General features: G+C 46.3%; 18 protein-coding genes. 8 read left to right on the forward strand and 10 right to left on the reverse strand.

Annotation, left to right across the window (positions count from 1 at the left end):
* The first annotated feature begins 255 nt into the window (after positions 1 to 255).
* Both ACLHR0_RS07680 and ACLHR0_RS07685 read left to right on the forward strand, forming a co-directional pair.
* Positions 256 to 879: a hypothetical protein gene (locus ACLHR0_RS07680; protein WP_429062237.1), complete on the forward strand. Its 624-nt coding sequence runs from the start codon at positions 256 to 258 to the stop codon at positions 877 to 879.
* A gap of 137 nt (positions 880 to 1,016) precedes the next feature.
* The gene (locus ACLHR0_RS07685; RefSeq protein WP_429062235.1) at positions 1,017 to 1,559 is read left to right on the forward strand and encodes a GNAT family N-acetyltransferase; all 543 of its coding nucleotides are present in this window, start codon (positions 1,017 to 1,019) and stop codon (positions 1,557 to 1,559) included.
* Here the strand turns inward: ACLHR0_RS07685 and ACLHR0_RS07690 are convergent.
* On the reverse strand, positions 1,556 to 3,010 hold the full coding sequence (locus ACLHR0_RS07690; protein WP_436485688.1) for an amino acid permease: 1,455 nt from the start codon (positions 3,008 to 3,010) through the stop codon (positions 1,556 to 1,558). The two genes, ACLHR0_RS07685 and ACLHR0_RS07690, sit on opposite strands and share 4 nt — an antisense overlap.
* A 58-nt stretch (positions 3,011 to 3,068) precedes the next feature.
* Complete coding sequence (locus ACLHR0_RS07695; RefSeq protein ID WP_370908913.1) at positions 3,069 to 3,962, reverse strand: hydroxypyruvate isomerase family protein; 894 nt, start codon at positions 3,960 to 3,962, stop codon at positions 3,069 to 3,071.
* A 212-nt stretch (positions 3,963 to 4,174) separates the two neighbouring features.
* On the opposite strand from ACLHR0_RS07695, the gene ACLHR0_RS07700 reads away from it, so the two are divergent.
* Complete coding sequence (locus ACLHR0_RS07700; RefSeq protein ID WP_429043229.1) at positions 4,175 to 4,456, forward strand: hypothetical protein; 282 nt, start codon at positions 4,175 to 4,177, stop codon at positions 4,454 to 4,456.
* A gap of 73 nt (positions 4,457 to 4,529) precedes the next feature.
* On the opposite strand, the gene ACLHR0_RS07705 is transcribed toward ACLHR0_RS07700, so the two are convergent.
* Both ACLHR0_RS07705 and ACLHR0_RS07710 read right to left on the reverse strand, forming a co-directional pair.
* Complete coding sequence (locus ACLHR0_RS07705) at positions 4,530 to 7,397, reverse strand: outer membrane beta-barrel protein (RefSeq protein WP_436485690.1); 2,868 nt, start codon at positions 7,395 to 7,397, stop codon at positions 4,530 to 4,532.
* A 42-nt stretch (positions 7,398 to 7,439) separates the two neighbouring features.
* On the reverse strand, positions 7,440 to 8,222 hold the full coding sequence (locus ACLHR0_RS07710; protein ID WP_436485692.1) for a hypothetical protein: 783 nt from the start codon (positions 8,220 to 8,222) through the stop codon (positions 7,440 to 7,442).
* 191 nt (positions 8,223 to 8,413) lie between these two features.
* Between ACLHR0_RS07710 and ACLHR0_RS07715 the strand changes: the two genes are divergently transcribed.
* A complete protein-coding gene (locus ACLHR0_RS07715) occupies positions 8,414 to 9,853 on the forward strand; it encodes a sensor histidine kinase (RefSeq protein ID WP_370908917.1) in 1,440 nt (479 codons plus the stop codon).
* Positions 9,854 to 9,870: 17 nt separating this feature from the next.
* On the forward strand, positions 9,871 to 10,557 hold the full coding sequence (locus ACLHR0_RS07720) for a response regulator transcription factor (RefSeq protein ID WP_370908918.1): 687 nt from the start codon (positions 9,871 to 9,873) through the stop codon (positions 10,555 to 10,557).
* On the opposite strand, the gene ACLHR0_RS07725 is transcribed toward ACLHR0_RS07720, so the two are convergent.
* Positions 10,554 to 11,390 (reverse strand): sensor histidine kinase, encoded by an 837-nt coding sequence (locus ACLHR0_RS07725; protein ID WP_429043240.1) that lies wholly within the window; start codon positions 11,388 to 11,390, stop codon positions 10,554 to 10,556. The genes ACLHR0_RS07720 and ACLHR0_RS07725 overlap by 4 nt on opposite strands.
* Before the next feature lie 102 nt (positions 11,391 to 11,492).
* Between ACLHR0_RS07725 and pheS the strand changes: the two genes are divergently transcribed.
* The 3 genes from pheS to ACLHR0_RS07740 all read left to right on the forward strand — a co-directional run bounded on the left by pheS (position 11,493) and on the right by ACLHR0_RS07740 (position 14,511).
* Positions 11,493 to 12,521 (forward strand): phenylalanine--tRNA ligase subunit alpha, encoded by a 1,029-nt coding sequence (gene pheS / locus ACLHR0_RS07730; RefSeq protein WP_089896762.1) that lies wholly within the window; start codon positions 11,493 to 11,495, stop codon positions 12,519 to 12,521.
* A 72-nt stretch (positions 12,522 to 12,593) separates the two neighbouring features.
* Complete coding sequence (locus ACLHR0_RS07735; RefSeq protein ID WP_436485695.1) at positions 12,594 to 13,463, forward strand: 3-hydroxyacyl-CoA dehydrogenase NAD-binding domain-containing protein; 870 nt, start codon at positions 12,594 to 12,596, stop codon at positions 13,461 to 13,463.
* A gap of 52 nt (positions 13,464 to 13,515) precedes the next feature.
* The gene (locus ACLHR0_RS07740; RefSeq protein WP_436485697.1) at positions 13,516 to 14,511 is read left to right on the forward strand and encodes an NAD-dependent epimerase/dehydratase family protein; all 996 of its coding nucleotides are present in this window, start codon (positions 13,516 to 13,518) and stop codon (positions 14,509 to 14,511) included.
* A 213-nt stretch (positions 14,512 to 14,724) separates the two neighbouring features.
* Here the strand turns inward: ACLHR0_RS07740 and ACLHR0_RS07745 are convergent, their stop codons facing one another.
* The 5 genes from ACLHR0_RS07745 to ACLHR0_RS07765 all read right to left on the reverse strand — a co-directional run bounded on the left by ACLHR0_RS07745 (position 14,725) and on the right by ACLHR0_RS07765 (position 19,629).
* On the reverse strand, positions 14,725 to 15,396 hold the full coding sequence (locus tag ACLHR0_RS07745) for a hypothetical protein (RefSeq protein ID WP_429062224.1): 672 nt from the start codon (positions 15,394 to 15,396) through the stop codon (positions 14,725 to 14,727).
* A 66-nt stretch (positions 15,397 to 15,462) separates the two neighbouring features.
* On the reverse strand, positions 15,463 to 16,410 hold the full coding sequence (locus ACLHR0_RS07750; RefSeq protein WP_429043254.1) for a UDP-3-O-(3-hydroxymyristoyl)glucosamine N-acyltransferase: 948 nt from the start codon (positions 16,408 to 16,410) through the stop codon (positions 15,463 to 15,465).
* Positions 16,411 to 17,070: 660 nt separating this feature from the next.
* Positions 17,071 to 18,429 carry an oxygen-independent coproporphyrinogen III oxidase gene (hemN, locus tag ACLHR0_RS07755; protein ID WP_436485699.1) on the reverse strand — a complete coding sequence of 453 codons (1,359 nt, stop codon included), beginning with the start codon at positions 18,427 to 18,429 and terminating at the stop codon, positions 17,071 to 17,073.
* The gene (locus tag ACLHR0_RS07760; RefSeq protein ID WP_436485701.1) at positions 18,413 to 19,141 is read right to left on the reverse strand and encodes a sulfite exporter TauE/SafE family protein; all 729 of its coding nucleotides are present in this window, start codon (positions 19,139 to 19,141) and stop codon (positions 18,413 to 18,415) included. Before ACLHR0_RS07760 ends, hemN begins: the two co-directional genes overlap by 17 nt.
* Positions 19,142 to 19,191: 50 nt before the next feature.
* Entirely contained in the window at positions 19,192 to 19,629 is a 438-nt protein-coding gene (locus ACLHR0_RS07765) for a FixH family protein (protein ID WP_436485703.1), read from the reverse strand.
* Positions 19,630 to 19,658 lie beyond the last annotated feature (29 nt).

A 19,658-nucleotide genomic window follows, 5' to 3' on the forward strand; every position in this document is an offset into this window, starting at 1 on the left:
CGCTAAATTCTCCCCAAATTTCCAAAAGCTAATCAGCGTAATCCTGAGTAAGACAACCTACGCTAAATTCTCCCCAAATCTCCAAAAGCTAATCAGCGTAATCCTGAGTAAGACAACCTCCGCTGTGCATAAACTATTCATTAGCAAATTATTAACAAGTCTCAAAGATTTGTTAAAACTGCCGGGGTGATGTTACAAATTGCTCTGTTCCACGTCTAACAGATACAAACTAACAATCAAACTAAAGGAGGGAATATGAAAAAGCTGGGTCTTATCATGGCAGGATTTGCAATCATCGCCATGGCAGCCTGTTCAAGCACCAAAGTAACGTCTTCCTGGCGTTCCAATGATGCACAGCAACTGCAAAAGGATAATAAAATAATGGTAATGGCGCTGGTACCTCAGAGAGATCGTACCCTGCGCAGCCAGATGGAAAATTACACCGTATCGGAACTGAGAAGAAAGGGATATAATGCCATGTCTGCACTGCAGACCTATGGCCCCAACGACATGGCTAAAATGACGGAAAAGCAGGTGTTGAAGCAATTACAGGGAAGTGATGTAAACCAGATCATGACCATTGTAATGCTGGATAAAGGCAGGGAAAGAAACTTTGTTCCCAGTTACTCACCTTACGGTTATTATGGCTTCTGGCCCTATTACTCTATGTGGTCATCCAGGATGTATGCTCCCGGATATTATACTTACAATACCAAGTATCAATGGGAAGCCAACCTGTATGATATGAAGAGCGGACAAATGTTGTACTCTGTACAATCACAGTCTTTCGATCCGCCAACAACGGAAAGAATGGCCGTATTATATGCACAACAGGTAGTAAAAGATATGGCTAAACAACAGTTGTTAGCAAAACAGTAACGGTAATAAATAGAGAATAAACAGCCGCTGGCTCTTAGTTTTTATACAATAAAGCTAAAGGTCAGCGGCTATTTACTGCCCGCAGGTTGGATTTTACGGGAAATCGGTGTAAGTTTAACGCCCTTTTAAATCCAGTTATGTTCGAAATAACCGTTAATGAAAACATATACCTCCGGCAGCTCCAGGTGCAGGATGCTCCCTTGGTATATAAACAACTGGATGCATCCCGTAAAAGCCTGCGCAGATTTTTACCCTGGGTAGATTATAATACCAACGAAGAACATTCCCTCCGCTTTATACAGTTGATGTTACGCAAAGCTGAAGAACAGGAAGCCATTGCGCTGGGCGTATGGTACAAGGAGCAATTTTGCGGGGTCATTGATCTCCACGGATGGGACCACCAGTTGCAGAAAGCAGAAATAGGTTATTGGATAGGAGAAGAGTTCCAGCGGAAAGGCATTGCTACCGCCGCGTGCAAAGGACTTATTTCCTTTGCCTTCAGAAAACTCCACCTGAATAAGATAGAGATCCGCTTTGTATTGCAGAACGAACGTAGCGGGCAAATCCCGATCAGACTGGGATTTGCCAAAGAAGGAATATTGCGCCACAGCGCCAAACTGCACGGGCAGTATGTGGATATGGTGGTAATGGGTGTACTGCGGCAGGACTGGAAATATTAGCTTTTCAGCTGCTTACGCACTTTACTGTGCTTCTTACCATAAAATTCATAGATCACCATGCCTATTGCCATCCATACGATGAGACGTAACCAGGTATCCCAGGGCAGAAAGGCCATCATAACGGCACAGGTGATAATACCCATTAATGGCACAAAGGGAACCCACGGTGTTTTAAATGCGCGCGGTGCATCCGGCATGGAATACCGCATTATCCAAACCCCCGCACATACGATCACAAATGCCAGCAGGGTACCAATGCTGGTCATCTCCCCTACTACCCTTACCGGTACCAGTGCGGCAAACAAACTTACAAACACACAGAAAAGGATATTCGATTTCCAGGGAGTACGGTAACGGGGATGGACATCCGAAAATATCTTTGGCAGCAGGCCATCTTTAGCCATACTGTAAAATACTCTCGATTGCCCCCAGAGATCCACCAGGATTACGGAGGTATAACCGACTATGATGGCGAGGATAATCATTTGCCCAAGCCATTTGTAGGGCGTGTGCGCAATGGCAATGGCTACCGGCGCTGCGCTGTTTTTAAACTCTTTATAGGGCGCCAGTCCGGTGAGTACATGGGAAAAAAGAATGAACAGGACCGTGCATACCGCCAGTGATCCGAGAATGCCAATAGGCATATTACGCCGTGGATTTTTGGTTTCCTGGGCGGCTGTGCTCACAATATCAAAACCGAGGTATACAAAGAAGATGACACCTGCTCCCCGCAAAATACCGGATATGCCATATTCTCCAAAGGTGCCTGTGTTTTTGGGAATATATGGGGTGAGATTAGCCGGCTGTATATACTTCCAGCCCAGGGCGATAAAAACAAGCACTACGCCCACTTTGAGCGACACCACTATCGCGTTCCATATGGCCGAGCCTTTGGTGCCACGCATGAGGATCGCCGACATGAGGATAATGACCAATGCTGCAGGGAGATTGAAATAGCCATGGGTGGTTACGCCGTTTGCCAGCGTGATGGTTTCAAACGGGGAGTGTGAAAACTGTGCGGGAATGTAAATTTTATATCCTGCAAGGAATGCTACCAGGTAATTGGACCAGCTGATAGCCACGGTGGCGGCTCCCACGGAAAATTCGAGGACCAGGTCCCAGCCTATGATCCAGGCAAGCCGCTCTCCCATTGTCGTGTAGGCGTAGGTGTATGCGCTGCCAGCCACCGGGATCATGGAGGCAAATTCGGCATAGCAAAGACCGGCAAAAGCGCAGCCAACACCAGCCACTATAAAGGAGAGTGTTACTGCCGGCCCGGCGTTATTGCCGGCTGCGGGTCCCGTAAGGGAAAATAATCCCGCACCGATAATAACGCCCAGGCCCAGCATCAGCAGCTGAAAGCCATTCAGCGTGCGTTTGAGGGTATCTTTGCTTTCACTGGCCGACTCGTTGAGCAGCCATGATAAAGGCTTTTTGTAATTTTGGTTCATGTTATATACCCTACTGGTTTAGTAGACTGGTCCGCGAAAGTAGGATATATTTATGAATTTAAGCCAGATCGCAGATTCCTACTGCCTGGCGGAGCGATGCGATCTGGTCTTTATGGGCAGGAATAAACTCCTGGGCCACGTGGCCTTTAAAGCCGGTTTCGTAGATCGCTTTCATGATGGCCGGATAGTACAGCTCCTGGGTTTCGTCAATTTCATGACGGCCCGGTACCCCGCCGGTGTGGTAATGCGCAATATAATCGTGGTGGTCGCGGATATTACGGATTACATCCCCTTCCATGATCTGCATATGGTAAATGTCGTATAGCAGCTTAAAATTGGGAGAACCCACTGATTTACATAGCTCTACGCCCCAGGCGGTATGATCGCACTGGTAGTCGTGGTGATCCACTTTGCTGTTCAGCAGTTCCATTACCAGCGTTACCTTTTTCTTTTCTGCATAGCCGGTAATGCGTTGCAGGCCTTTGGTGCAGTTTTCAAGGCCCTGCTGATCGCTCATGCCGTTACGGTTGCCGGAAAAGCAGATCAGGTTGGTGAAACCGGCTTTTGCGGTTTCATCTATATAATGTTTAAAATATTCTTCCAGTTTATCGTGGTGGGCTACGGTGTTAAATCCTTTGCCGATATTCCAATCCGGGCCATTACTGGCCACCATAGCGGTGATCATGTCATTTTTCTTCAGGATGTCGAAGTCTTTCGGATCAACGAGGTCGATGGAATGAATGCCGATTTGTTTAGCAGCTTTACACAGTTCATCCAGTGGAATGTTATAACACCAGGCACATACCGAGTGGTTGATTTTGCCTTTTAGTTTTTCATCTACTGCCAGATCGTGTGCAGATACCCTGCTGGAGAGGGATGATAGCGCGGTGGATGCGAATGCCATTGTGGCTACTTTCTTAATCATATCGCGGCGTGAGTTTTCCTGATGCATAAAAAAGGTTTGCTTTAAAACTGCCATCAATGTAGGCGAAATTATGTTTACTTACAAGCTCCTGCCGCCTTTTTAAGGCAAAAGGGCGTGGAAATACGGATTTTATTTTTTCCGTAGAACCAACCGCGCTCATCCTGCGTTTATATAGTAACTTACAGTTAGTTTGGAATTTGGTAAGTAATTTGTTTATGTATTGAAAAGCGGAGGTTGATATGGAAAAAAAATATACTCCCAGTTTATGGATCTGCATCCTGATGGACGTGTTAGGATGCGCCAGTTACGCAGTTCCGGTATTAGGAGACGTCAGTGACTTTATCTGGGCCCCGATTTCTGCCATCATTTTCTACCGTATGTTTGGTGGCACGATTGGTACTTTCGGTAGTGTTTTTAACTTCATGGAGGAATTATTTCCAGGTACAGATTTTATCCCCACGTTTACTCTTTCCTGGATACTGAAGCGGGTAACGGCTCCAAGAAGAACGATGTCTATTTAAATTAGTCTCTAAATAACAAGGGCATTATTAATCATACGGATTAATAATGCCCATTTTTATATAGATGGTCAACTTAGAAGCCTCTTGGTCTCATGCCGCCGCGGCCACCTCCCGGAGGAAAGCCCATCATACGGTTGCCTCTTTCGCCTTTGCCGCTATTACCGCCAAACTTATTCAGGAAATAGGTGAAGCTCACCATAAAGTATTGCTGTAATACATTGCTCTGTACGTCCTGGATGTAGTTGTCTGCCACGGTGCGGGATACACTGATATATTGTCTCAACAGGTCAAATCCCTGGATCTTGATCATCCCCTGTTTCTTTGGAAATACATACTTTGATACGTTGGCGTTCCACATGGTGGAGGTGAGGTTATAACCCGGCTGCCGGCCACGGTTCATTGTACAGGTGATATCGCTGCCGATCAGGAAGCCGAGCGGGAGATTGATATTGAAATCCGTGTTGATATTGTAATCCAGGTAGCGGGTATCACTTGCACCGGCGCTGGCCTGGGAGTAGTTGGTGGCATTGAAATTAATGCTGCCGCCCAGTGAAATATCAAACAATTCCTTGTACATATAGCTTACGTTGGCCGACTGTGATAACTGCAACGAATTGGTGTTGCTGTTAATGCCATTGCTCACAATTACATCTTTATTATAACTCACGGAAGTTCCTGTGTTCAGGTTTTGCCCTGGCGTTTTGGATAAGGGAATGGAGTTGTGTACCATACCCGAAATATTGTAATTACCATTTACGTTTACCGGTCTCACGGTTTGCCTGCCGGTTTCAGGATCCAGTGTAGTGGAGTTGATAATTTTATTTACCGTATAACCGCCGTTCAACCGGGCAAACATTCCCCGGAAGGTGATGTTGTTAAACGAGTTGTAGTTAACGCTGAGGTTATTGGTAAAAGATGGTTTCAGGTCCGGGTTACCCAGCTGTATATACAACGGGTTACTGTTGTCCGGAACGGGCGCCAGCTGTTGTACAGATGGTTGCTGTGTATTACCGTTGTAGTTTATGCGTAGCCGTTTGTTCTTGGAAAATGTATAGTTAAAAGATGCCTGTGGGGAGAAGTTAACCGTGTTTTGTGTGATCAGGCTGTCTTTCCCCTTCAGGAATGAATACGTGTTATTATCAAGGCTGTTAAACAGCACATTCAGTCCTATGGAATAATCATATTTCAGTTTGTTGGTGCGTATGGCAAAGCCGGTCTGCTGGTTCAGGGTACTGTTGGTAAAAGAATTGCTCAGTGAGTCGTTCATGATGTTGTACTGTCCTTTCGCATCATCATAGTCGTAAGTATATTTTGTGCTGGTGCTATTGTATTTTGTGATACCATAATTTGCTTCGAGGAAGCGATCCCTTCCCAACGGTTCTGTGTAGGTAACATTCACGCCTTCGTTGCGGCTATTGGTATTTATTTGATTGCGCTGGTTGAAGTTAACGATGCTGTCGGCAGAAACATAATTGATACTTGATTTTACATAGTTCTCCTGGTCATTATCGCTGTTGTTGTAATTAAAGTTAAGGCTCAGTGTGCGGCCTGCTTTTCTAAACCGTTTGCGGAACAGCAGTGAGCCGCCATAATTTTCATTGTTGCCCTGGCCATCATTGTAAGTGAGTCCCCTGTTCAATGTATCCTTATTGGTGTTCAGCGACAGGTTTTCTGTAACGCTGTAGTTGTTGCCGTTTGTAAGGGAATAGGTTGGTGAAAAGATCAGTGAATGAAAGGAGTCGATCGTATATTCCACCCTGGCAGAAAAGCGGTTGTTACTGTTATCTGTTTGAGAGGTGGAATTGGTATTGTCGTAGTTGGTGGTGGCGTTGCCTTGTTTATCGGTACTGAATGTTTGTTTTGCTGTTTTTTGTTCTGTATTATTCTTGGTATCATTAAAAAAGTAGCTGCCGTTCACGATCAGGTTTTTGCTGAAGTCCTGGTTGAAATTCAGGCCGGTGTTCCAGTTGCGGGTGATACCGCTGTTGTTGCCGCCACCCATGAGCTGTTGCATGCCTCTTCCGCCGCCGCGGCCACCACCTCCTCTTCCGCCACCGGCAGAACTGAAGCTCATGGCATCCTGTTGGGTATAGCCCATATTGTTTACGTTGTTACCGCCACCGAGCAACGACATCTGCTGGTTTTCCCTGAAGCGGTTTAAGCTGAGGGATACGCCATAGCGGTCGTCGGTACCATAGCCGGCAGTAGCGCGGCCAAACAGTCCTTTCTTTTTATCTTTTTTAATGGTGATGTTGATCGTTTTTTCTGTTTGCCCGTCGTCGATTTGTGTGAATTGAGCCTGGTCTGATTTGCGGTCTATCAGCTGTACTTTGTCGATAATATTGGCTGGCAGGTTTTTGGTGGCCAGTTTGGGGTCGTTGCCAAAAAACGGTTTACCATCTACCAGTACCCTGGTAACGGTTTCTCCCTGTGCGGTGATAGCGCCGTCTTTATCTACTGTAACGCCCGGAAGTTTCTTTAAAAGGTCTTCTACCACTGCATTTTCGCGGGTTTTAAATGCATCGGCATTAAATTCAAGGGTATCTTTCTTAACTACAATGGGTGGTTTTTCGTCCAGTATTTCTACTGCATTCAGGTTTACTCCTTTTAATACCATAGGGATGTTGCCGAGGGATATTTCCTTATGGTCCTGGTTAATCTGCAATGATTTATTGATAGGTTTATAGCCCAGGAAGCTTACGTACAGCCGGTATGCGCCATCGGCGACGTTGGTCAGTTCAAAGTTGCCTTTGTTGTCTGTCATAGTGGTGGTAGCAACGCTGGAGTCTTTTGCATTCAGTAACACTACCGTGGCAGCGGGCATGGCATCCCTGGAGGTAGAGTCAGTCAGTTGGCCTTTAATCTTTCCTTGTTGTGCCTGGGCCTGTACATGTATAATGCCCAAACCCAGTACCAGCAAGAGTTGTATAAGTTTCTTCATATATGAATTTAACAGGAAAGGGGAAGTTAGGATGAAATTTATTTATTGTTGTTGCCGCTTACGTAATTTCTCCATTTCCTGTCTTCTGATTTCTCTCATTTGGTCGGGGCTCACTTTTTCTGCACCCGCGGGTATGCTGAGATCCGTATCTGTTACGGCTTTCAGGCTAACATTTTTTGCGATGAAGGCGCGTTTGCCGCCTTCCGCAGAAAGCACAACGGCATTGCTGTCGGGTAATAATCCGTTCACCGGGGAGAAAGCGAAGGGCAATTCGTTGGTGTACCAAACGGTGTACGTATCGTCTTTTAGCTGTATGGTGGCCTTTTTACAGGTATAGCCCGCAATTTTTTTTGTTTTGTCGGACGACTTGTTATTAGCGGTAAAGATGAAGTCTTCTTCTGTGTAATAAGTTTTCTTATCATCACCAAAGGTGCTGAACACCTGTTCATACTTCTTATTGGCCAGGTCTACATACTGGGCGTTGCCACCCCGTCCCATGCCCATGCCCATACCACCTGGGCCTTGTCTGCGCCGGGTGCTGGTATCTCCGTCGGGGCGCTGTCTTCTGCCGCCGAAGCCGCCGCCTTCAGGCCGCTCGGTGGTGAGCTTACCGAGGTTGTTGCTGAAAGTAAATACCTGTTTGAAGGTGATGACATCCGGAATTTCGGGTGCGTCGTCGCCACCGCGCTGGAATCCGCGCATGCGTTCGGGATCTGTTTTGGCGGTTACTTCATATTCTATCACTCCTGATTGCTGAGCATATACCTGGCTGGTGGCAGATAGCAGCGTGGCTGCTGCGATGAATAAACGGATAGTTCGGTTCATACCTGATTGATTTTAGTACAAATGTGAATCTTCGTCTTCATTTTTTGGGTTAAAAAGCTTTATTTACTGTTATTTACTGTTAAGGGCTGTCTGTAAGCGTTAATCTTCCTTATTTACTGTTAATTACTGTTAAGGGATTGCCTTCTTTTCCCCGTGGAATGGATAGTTTTGTAAGGATCTTAAAATCTTTCATGCGACAAAGAATCAGAAATATTCTCATCCTCATGTCTGTTTGTATCCTCGGAATATTTCTGTTCCAGGGGTACTGGCTGTATAATTCATACAAATTAAGAGAGGAACAGTTCAATAAAGAGATCAATGAATCGCTGCGGATGGCTGTGTTTAATAAGCAGTTTTCTGATGTGCGCCGCTATATCCGTTACTATGGTAAAGATAAAGATTCGTTGAAGTCGCCTATGCGCGGACTGGCAGATCAGCTGGAAGAAATAGGCATGCCTAAAGGCAGGCGTTTCAAGGGGCAGCATTTCGACCGCTACCCCGAGCGACCTCCGGCAGCTGCTTTTAAGGGCGATTCTTCCAGCAGGATATATGTGGATACACTGGCCCGGCAGATCTCCGAGTTCCTCATTACCAGCAACTTACACGACGATAGTACCAATCTTAAAAAACTGGACTCTGTTTTCAAAGTGGAGCTGGCCAATCGCCAGATAGCCACGCCCTATGAACTGGATACTTTTCATCTGAACTACAGCGGTTTTGAAAGGGAAACGTTTAGAGACAGCATCCGCCGGAGGGAACCCAGGCAAACGGCGAAAATTCCTTTTAACCCCGCCAGCAACTTGTTCGTACAGGCCAGCTTCGATTCCCCCCTGCAGTTTATTTTACAAAAGATGATCTGGACCCTGCTCAGCTCACTGGTATTACTGGTGCTTACCACCCTCAGTTTTATTTATATGCTCAGAACAATTCTCAAGCAGAAAAAGCTGTCGGAAGTAAAAAACGATTTTATCAACAACATGACGCATGAGCTGAAAACGCCTATTGCTACCGTATCTGCGGCAGTAGAGGCGTTACAGAACTTCAATGCACTGAACGACCAGCGTAAAACACAAACGTACCTGGATATATCAAAAAATGAATTGCAGCGCTTATCAGATCTCGTGGAAAAAGTACTGCATATTGCTGCCGAAGAAAAAGAAGATATTGAATTGTTCCGGGAGGAAACAGACCTGAATGAAGTAATTGACAACATCCTTTCCAACCACCAGCTTAAAGCAGGAAAGCAGCTACAGTTACGCTATGATAATAACCTGGCCGGCAAAGCCGTATTTGTTGATAAAACACACCTGGCCAGTGCGATTAATAATCTCGTGGATAACGCGATTAAATATTCCGGCGAACACGTACAATTATACCTGCAAACCAGCATGGAAAACGGTATCTTAAAGATCCGGGTAAAAGATAGCGGCATTGGTATCCCGAAGGTATACCAGGGCAGTATCTTTGATAAATTTTTCAGGGTGCCTACCGGCAACCTGCACAACGTAAAGGGGTTTGGCCTGGGATTAAGTTATGTGCGGAAAATAGTGGAAATGCATGGCGGCTCCATACATGTGCAAAGTGAACCGGACAAAGGCAGCGAATTTACCATTATCATCCCTTCTGCTTAACCATATAAAAGAGATTTATGCCCAAAGTATTATTGATAGAAGATGAAGTGCAGCTCGGACAAATCGTGAAAGACAGCCTTGAAATGCGGGGGTTTGAAATGCTGTACGCAGCCGATGGCAAAGAAGGGCTGCGTATATACCAGCAGGAACACCCCGATGTGGTGGTGCTGGACATCATGATGCCTAACATGGATGGATTTACGGTTACGGCAGAAATCCGTAAGCAGGATAAATTCACGCCCATCATTTTCCTGACCGCCAAATCGCAGACTGCTGATGTGGTGAAAGGTTTTGAACTGGGGGGAAACGACTACCTGAAAAAGCCTTTCAGCATGGACGAGCTGATTGTTCGTATTACGGCGCTGCTGAAACGTTTTGGCGATAACCCCGGCACCAGGGAAATGGAAGAAGGCGCTGTAACCATCGGGCAATATGTTTTCAACTACACCAAGCAAACCCTTGCCCGCAATAATTCCATCGAGTTCCTGTCACACCGCGAGGCGGCTATTTTACGGCGGTTATACGATAACAAAAATGAGGTAATGGAGCGGAAAGCTGTATTGCTCGATCTTTGGGGAGATGATAATTTTTTCAACGCCCGCAGTATGGACGTATTTATCACGAAGCTCCGCCGGTATTTGAAAGATGATTCCCGTGTACAGATCGTTAATATCCGGGGAGTGGGTTACAAATTGATTTTTTAGTGGTTCATGGCCGGATCGGATTCAAAAGTAATGTACACACGGGTGCCTTCTACGGTGTTCTCCGCTCCCGGCAGATCGGAGATTTCAATGTTAAATTGTTTATGGTACATGGCGCGGTAAAGGGTGGCCCTTTCCATACATATTTCCATGCCCCTGGAATGGTGGTTGTTACTTTTTAGCCCGTCGTGATGATATTGCAGTGCCTGTACCCTTCCGATACCGTTGTCTGTTACCTCGCACGCATACAGGTCCGGACCCAGCTGCATCCACTGAACGTGTAGCTGCCTGTTTGTACGCTTGTGCATCAGGCCATGCCAGATAGCATTTTCCACAAAAGGTTGTACCAGCATACAGGGTACATACAGGGCCGCCGCAGAGATCTGCGGATCGGTATAGAGCGTATACTCAAACCCGTTATTGGTGCGCAATTGTTCCAGTTTGAGGTACTGCTCCAGCAGATCGGCTTCTTCCTGCAGGGGAATAAAATCTTTATCAGCCAGCATTAACACTTTCCGGAGCAGGCCGGCAAAACGGGAAATATATTCCTGTGCCAGCGCCGTTTCGCCGGTCATGAGGGCGGTGTATATGCCGTTTAGGCAATTAAACTGGAAATGCGGGTTCACCTGTGATTTCAGGTTCACCAGTTTTAGTTCTGTAATTTGTGTGCGGAGAAGGAGCATTGCGGCATCCTGCTGGTGGCTGTTTTGGATCAAAGCTTCGCTACTGCCTTTGAGAAGAAGGTAACGGGAACGGTAATGCAGACAAAGGAGAAAAAAAATGACAATGCCGGCTGCAGCCAGTATCAGCATAACAGTGTGTGTGGTGACAGGCATAACCCCCTCGATTTGCTCATGAAAATATACGTCATTTCCGTGAAAAAAGGAGCAATGGCTAAACCTCTTCAGTTTACACCTAAACGCTTATCTTTGTTGTTTATGGAACAGTTAGTACAGCAAATAGCAGCCTACAAAGAAGAAATAGCGGCTTTTACGCCTGCCGGCGCAGCGGATCTGGAACAGTACCGCATAAAATTCCTGGGTACAAAAGGTATCGTGAAAGCTCTTTTCGGGGAGATGAAACAGGTACCGAATGACCGTAAGAAAGAATTCGGGCAGATTTTAAACGAATTTAAACAACTCGCGGAATCCCGCTACGAGCAGTTCAGCGATCTGAAAGATGCTGGTGGCGCCGATGCCGGCGATATAGATTATACTTTACCGGCCGCGCCTCACCGGCTGGGCACCAGGCACCCTATCAGCCTGGTAAGGAATAAGATCATCCGCATTTTTGAGCGGCTGGGCTTTACCATTGCCGAAGGACCAGAAATTGAAGACGACTGGCACAACTTCACGGCATTGAACCTTCCGGAAAATCATCCGGCCCGCGACATGCAGGATACTTTCTTTATCAGCAAAAATCCCGACTGGCTGCTGCGCACCCAAACTTCCTCCGCCCAGGTAAGGGTAATGGAAGAAGGCAAGCTGCCTATCCGTATCATCAGCCCGGGAAGAGTATACCGTAATGAAACCATTTCCGCCCGTGCACACTGCTTCTTCCACCAGGTAGAAGGATTGTACATAGACGAAAACGTTTCTTTCGCAGACCTCAAACAAACGCTGTATCACTTTGTTCAGGAAATGTTTGGCGAGAATACGGGCATCCGTTTCCGCCCCTCCTATTTCCCGTTCACAGAGCCCAGCGCGGAAATGGACATTGTATGCTTCATTTGCGGAGGCACCGGTTGTAATGTATGTAAACAAACCGGCTGGGTAGAAATACTCGGTTGCGGAATGGTACATCCGAAAGTACTGGCCAACTGCGGCATTGACCCGGAAAAATATTCCGGCTTTGCCTTCGGTATGGGAATAGAACGTATTACCATGCTGAAATACCAGATTAAAGATCTGCGCCTGTTCTCTGAAAACGATACCCGTTTCCTGGAACAATTTGAAGGAGCAGTATAAATATTATTACCAGGCTATTTGGCTATTACATAAATGCAGCGGAACTTCCCGCTGCATTTATGTAATAGCCGGATGAAAAACCTCAAAAAAGTGATTCAAACTATTGCCGTATGCGGCGCAGGTACTATGGGCGCCGGAATAGCACAGATAGCAGCCTACAGCGGATTTACTACTTTGTTGTTTGATATCCGGCAGGACGGCCTGGACAGGGCAAAAGCACAGATTGAGAAAAGCCTGACGGTTGCCGTGGAAAAAGGAAAGCTGGCTCCTGCGGATAAAGACAGCATCCTGCAACGGATCCGTTTCACCGCAGCTATCGAAGACTGTGTAGCCGATGTGATCATAGAGGCTATTGTAGAAAGAATCACCGCCAAAACAGCACTCTTCAACCAGCTGGCCGCCATCAATACTGCAGAAACCATTTTTGCTTCCAATACCTCTTCCCTGTCTGTTTCTGAAATAGCCTCGGCTGTAAGCGTTCATCCATCAAGAGTGGTGGGTATGCACTTTTTTAACCCCGCCCACCTGATGAAACTGGTGGAAGTGGTAAGCGGAAAGGAAACAGCACCAGCAGTAGCAGACACTATTTATGAACTGGCGGAAAAGATGGGTAAAGTGCCGGTAAGGGTAAAAGATGCTCCCGGTTTTATTGTGAACAGGGTGGCCAGGCATTATTACCTGGAAGCCATGCATATTGCGGAACAGGGTCAGGCAGATTTCAGCACCATTGACCAGCTGCTGGAAGCAGCCGGGTTTAAAATGGGTCCTTTTGCATTAATGGACCTGATAGGTAACGATATCAACCTGGCGGTAACGCAATCCCTGTATGATGCTTTTGAGCAGGCGCCCCGCTTTAAACCTAATGCGCTGCAGGAACAAAGGGTGAAGGATGGTAAGCTGGGACGTAAAACAGGATTGGGTTTTTACAGGTACGAACAATAACAGGTTTTAGTTATTTTTGAACCTCTTTTTGGAAAAAAGAATTTTAGTCTTCATGATTTTAGTCACCGGCGGTACAGGTTTTTTGGGTAGTCATTTAATCCGGGCATTGGTTGCCGCAGGGAAACCTGTGAGAGCATTGTACCGTAAACAACCTTCACCCCGGTTGCAGGATATTTCAGATAAAATAGAATGGGTACCAGGCGACATCCTGGACGTGTGCTCGCTGGAAGACGCTATGACGGATGTAACACAGGTATATCACTGTGCTGCAGTTGTTTCTTTTCAGGCAGCGGATAAAGACCGCCTGCTGAAAATTAACGCCGAAGGCACTGCCAACGTAGTGAATATGGCATTGGATGCCGGCGTTAAAAAGCTCCTGTATGTAAGCTCTGTAGCCGCTATCGGAAGAGCAAAGCCAGGTGCGGCCGTAAACGAGGAATGTGAATGGGAAGACAGTAAGAATAATTCCCGTTACAGCATCAGTAAGTTCCAGGGAGAAATGGAAGTATGGAGAGGTATTGCAGAAGGACTGGATGCGGTAATTGTAAACCCTTCCATTATCCTGGGTGCAGGCTTCTGGGAGGAGGGTTCCGGCACCCTGATCAAAAATGCCTGGAAAGAATTTCCCTATTACACACAGGGCGTAAATGGATTTGTTGATGTGGAGGATGTGGTAATTGCCATGATCCGGTTAATGGACAGCGACATCAACGAAGAGCGGTTTATCCTGTCGGCAGACAACTGGAGTTATCTGCAGTTATTCACCCATATGGCGCAGGCGCTCGGTAAAAAACCGCCGCATATTGCGGCCAAGCCCTGGATGGCCGAAGCAGTGTGGCGACTCGAAAAGGTGAAGGGAATGCTTACGGGCAAACACCCGCTTATCACTAAAGAAACGGCCCGTACTGCCCAGCTCAAAGTATACTACGAAAACAACAAGATCTTAAATGCCTTACCGGGATTCCGTTTCCGGCCACTGGAAGAAACAATCCAGCATATTTCTGCCGCCTACCTCCGGGAGCGCGGAGCTGGTTTTTCGCGGGATTAACGCGGATGTTGTCTTTCTCAGGATTAAACGGATTTTACTGATTACTTTGATTTTACTTTTTGGATTTTATAAAGGATTTTTAATGATTCGGGGAGATAAAAGCGGATATATTCGCTTTTATCTCCCCGAATCATTAAAAATCCAACGTGATCAAATCCCCTAAATCAGTAAAATCCGTTTAATCCTGAGAAAGACAACATCCGCGCGCGCCACTTAAAAAAGGAATGCAGCGATAGCCGCTGCCAGTGTTTTGGAGAGTTCGGGAGGGGCGTCCCTGCTCATCCATACCCGGGGTTTTTCGCCTGGTATTACTGCTGCGATGGGTTGCCCGCGGTATTGAAACTCGTAGCACACACTTTCGTAGGAATTTACCTTACCAAAACGGTTATGGGCGGTAATGCGTATATCTGTATCCGTAGACCGTAACACGCCTGCCGGTTTGTTTTCATTCAGCTCCAGGTAATGAGGGCTTTTAACGATCATTTCCCAGCGTTTTAACGGCTCATTCCTGGTGCCGTTGATCAATGTGTAGCGAAGGTCCGTTGCTCCCGGCAAACTACTTAAATAAGCCGGCAAGTCGCGGTTGGAGAACACAATGGCTGTAGTGTTCATGGTTTGTATCAACAGGTGTTCCTCATTGCCGTTCAGATAAAAATTAAAGGCGTTTTTAGGGTCTTTAACGAAGGTGGCTTCCGCTACGCCGTTTTTACGGGAAGTAGTGGAATAAAGGCCAAAAGAAATGGTTTTAGCGCTAAGCCAGCCGTCTTTCACCTTTACCGCCCATTCCTGGTCGCTGGTGTATAGGGATGATTTAACGGCAGTGGGTTTGGTGGTGCTGCAACTCCAAAGTAGCAGGGGGAGTAAGGCGGCAAACAAATACTTCATGAAGCGGGTGGTTTTGAATATGCTGAAACGCCGGGAACAGGTGATATTGTTTCCCGGCGTTGATGATTACCTGGTTTCTTTGAGTTTCTCCCACATCTCGGGGATGCGTTTGATCCAGGCAAGTTCTTTCTTTTTTACCCTGGCATCTTCTACCGGGGAACCAAAATATGTTTTGCCTCCTTCCACGGAAGCCGGCACCCCGCTTTGTGCGAGAATAACAGCGCCTTTCCCGATGGTAAGATCTTTATTCACGCCTACCTGTCCCCAGAGGATCACATTGTCTTCAATTTTAGCTTTACCGGCAATGCCTACCTGCGCAGCAATGAGGCAATTTCTGCCGATAACGGTACCGTGACCTACATGGATCATGTTATCCAGTTTGGTGCCACGGCCAATGATGGTATCGCCGCTTACGCCTTTGTCGATGGTACAGCCGGCGCCAAGTTCCACATCGCTTTCAATGATCACTCTTCCGCAACTTTCCAGCTTATCATAGATCACTTCACGCTCCGCCCTTTTCTTAAAGTAAAAAGCATCTGCCCCGAGTACCGTTCCTGCATGAATAATTACGTTGTCACCGATCTCACAGTAGTCATAAATCGTTACGTTGGGATGAATGAGACAGTTGCGGCCAATGCGCACATGATTGCCAATGAATACGTTGGGTTGAATAACAGTGCCTTCTCCTATCACGGCGCTGTCGCTGATGGCTTTGGTTGCTGCCTCAAAAGGCCTGAATCTTTTAACCAGTTTTACATACGCACTGAATGGGTCGTCCAGTACCAAAATCGCCTTGCCTTCCGGACAATCTACCTTTTTGTTTATGATAATGATGGTTGCTGCCGACTGCAGACTGGCGTTATAGTATTTCTCAAAGTCAACAAAGGAAATATCTCCCGGTGTAACCTTATGTATTTCATTGATGCCAGTGGCCATCAGGTGGCTGTTGCCAACCAGCTCTGCGCCTATATATGCTGCTATTTCCGTTACTGCAACAGGTGCTTCGAACTTCATATACTCTGAATTATTGAATAATGTTTAAGAGCAACAAAGGTAGTAAATCGGCAATTGCAACCATCAAAATATGAAGGCATGATAACGATGATCGGAAAGTTTCGATCTGCTGTTATCCACAATTATTTTCGTAGTGTGAATAAAATTTTTTGTAAATTTTTTCTTTTGTGATGAAATTCTTTTTAATATTGTGTAGGGAATTTTGTTTCCCTGTACTTACTAACCCATTCACATAACAAGAAAGTCTGATTGTTCCAACGGTCAGACTTTTTTTATTGCCTCTGAAACCCGCATGAATAAAGCGTTACAGCAGATCACATTTTTATCGCACTAAAATTCATCACTACATCTTCTTCTTTCTCATCCCCATTTCCCGGTAAATGGATAACCCGGTAGAGGACCCCGTTTTTTCAATTTTTGGGTTTTTCTGGCCTAAAAGCGAAAAAAAAACGCGGATTTTGTCTTTCTCAGGATTAAACGGATTTTACTGATTACTTTGATTTTACCTTTTGGATTTATAAAAGATTCGGGGAGATATAAGCGAATATCCTCGCTTATATCTCCCCGAATCTTTTCAATCCTTTATAAAATCCAAAAGAGTAAAATCAAAGTAATCAGTAAAATCCGTTTAATCCTGAGAAAGACAAAATCCGCAATGCTTTATATGGCGCGGCTAAACAATTGTGAATGTGGTACTTGTCGCCACAGCCGGGCATCAAAAGCCATACAAATGTTGCGGATAAAAGGCCTCCCCTCAGGCGTTACCACCACCTTCTGAGGCAGTACCTGCACCAGCCCGTCGCGCTCCATCTCCTGCAATCGCTGCAGGCCATCAATGATCGCATCACACTGCGTGTCTGCCTTGTTCCAGGTAGTTTCAAATCGACACATCAGCTCATGAATATGCTTTCGCAGCAACCCGTCTTCTTCGTTCAGGATATGACCGCGTACAACCGGAAACTCCCCTTTGTTCACCAGGTCCTGGTAAAGATCCACCTTCTTCTCATTTTGTGCATAAGCATACCAGCTGTCGCCAATGGAAGAAGCTCCCAAACCAACCAGCAACGATGTGGGAGAATCAGTATAACCCATGAAGTTCCGGTGCAGCCGCCCTTGCAGGAAAGCTTTGTGCAAGGCCTCTTCCGGCAGCGCGAAATGATCCATACCAATCTCCGTATAACCATTGCTGTCGAACAGTAACTTACCCAGTTCATACAACTGCCGCTTCTCTTCATCTTTTGGCAGATCTGCTTCTGTATAACGACGCTGACCGGTTCCCTTTATCCAGGGCACATGTGCATAACTGTAAAAAGAGATCCTGTCGGGGCGTAACCGGACAACCTTATCAATCGTATGCTGCATGCTTGTAAGCGTTTGCAACGGTAAACCATAGATCAGGTCGAAGTTGATGGAGGTAAATCCAATCTTCCTGGCGTTCTCTACTACGGATGCCACCATTCCAAAAGGTTGCAAACGGTTAATGATTTCCTGTACCCGCATATCAAAGTCCTGTATGCCTAAACTGATCCTGCGGAAGCCGAGGTTATACAACGATTGAAGATGCTCCGGCGTGGTATTGCCCGGATGACCTTCGAAGCTTAAACTGGCATCAGGCAGCAGCTCCGCAGTGCGGTAAATGCCATTCAGCAACATCGCCAGATGTGCTGCACTGAAAAAGGTAGGCGTGCCTCCGCCAAGATGTATTTCCCGGATGCGCGGACGCCCGCCGAAAGTATCCACATACAGCTGCCACTCTTTCAGCAGGGTTTCAATATAAGGCCCCTCTACCCCGTGGTTAACGGTGATGTGTTTATTACAACCGCAATACGTACACATACTCTCACAGAAAGGCAGGTGAATGTATAAGCTGATCCCATCTTTACCGTTCGATTCGAGGAATGATTTTTTCAACAGCGTTTTCCACTTCTCCGGATGAAAAGTTTGCTCTTCCCAATAGGGAACAGTAGGGTAACTGGTGTACCGCGGTGCGGCTACGTTATATTTACTGATGAGGCTCATGATGTAATGGTTTATGACAACAATTTTCAACTACATGTTCACTATTGGGCGTCAGCACCGGGCTGATGTAAGGAATGCCCAGGTTTAGTCCCCGGAGGATCAGCAACACGCCCATGATGCTGATCACCACCGGTATCAAACTGCGCATCCGGTTACGCACCTGCATATTGACCAGGTGACTGAACCAGGTAATACCCACCATTGCAGGTAAAGTACCTGCACCAAAGGCAGCCATGAACAACATCCCTTTCAGCACATCACCGGAGGCAACGGCGCCGGCAATACCGAGGTACACGAGTCCGCATGGAAGGAGTCCGTTCAGAAAGCCAATGGCATATAAAGTATGGAAGCGCTGTTGCCTTAACAGGCTGCCCAGCCGGAATTTTATTTTTGAAGTGAAAATATCCGGGAGATGCCTGCCTTTTGTTAATCTTATGCCGGCGTATTTCAATATTACCAGCACAAGCAATAAGCTGCCGGTGATGATCGACAACCATTGCTGTAATCCACCCAGGTATAACTGTTTGCCCAGCCATCCAAAAAGCAGTCCGAGGATGGCATAAGCACTGATGCGGCCCGCGTTGTATAACAGTATGCCCCCTAATTTGCGGATACCGTTAAGATGTTGTACCGGCAGCGTTAATGCAATAGGACCACACATACCTATGCAGTGAAAGCTGCCCACAAAACCAAGTATAAATGAAGCGATCATAGTGCGTATATCTTTTGTAATTTTTTAAATAACTATCCTGCTCCGTTATCTCAATTAATATTTACCAGTTGTTCCTGGTAGTATGGCTGGTCGTTCATCGTCCATGCTATCTTCACTTTGTACGGCCCCCTGATGAATAATTGCCGGCTCACTAACTGCCGTCCCGATTGATCCGGTTGAAGCGGCATCAATACATCCTTGCCGGAATCAGAAGGCCGGTAAAAGGTTACTTTACCATTGAGCGCTTTGTTCCGCAGCTCAGATGGAAGAGAAATCATTACACCTGCGTCTTCCTGTGATATAGTAACAGGAGCAGATAATCTTCCGGCATTTTCTTTTCCATCAATTACCTGCTGGTATTTCAATTCTTCGCCGTAGTAATCAGGCGTTACCATATCAATCCTGGTATGCATGCTTTTGGTAACAAGCGTCAGAATGCCGGCGGCAAATACTACAAACACTATAATGATCTTATGTCCCCAGTTCATGGTAATAATTTTTTAAGATGTGAATGCGC

The sequence above is a fragment of the Chitinophaga sp. ARDCPP14 genome, from assembly GCF_051362515.1.
Taxonomy (GTDB): Bacteria; Bacteroidota; Bacteroidia; order Chitinophagales; family Chitinophagaceae; genus Chitinophaga.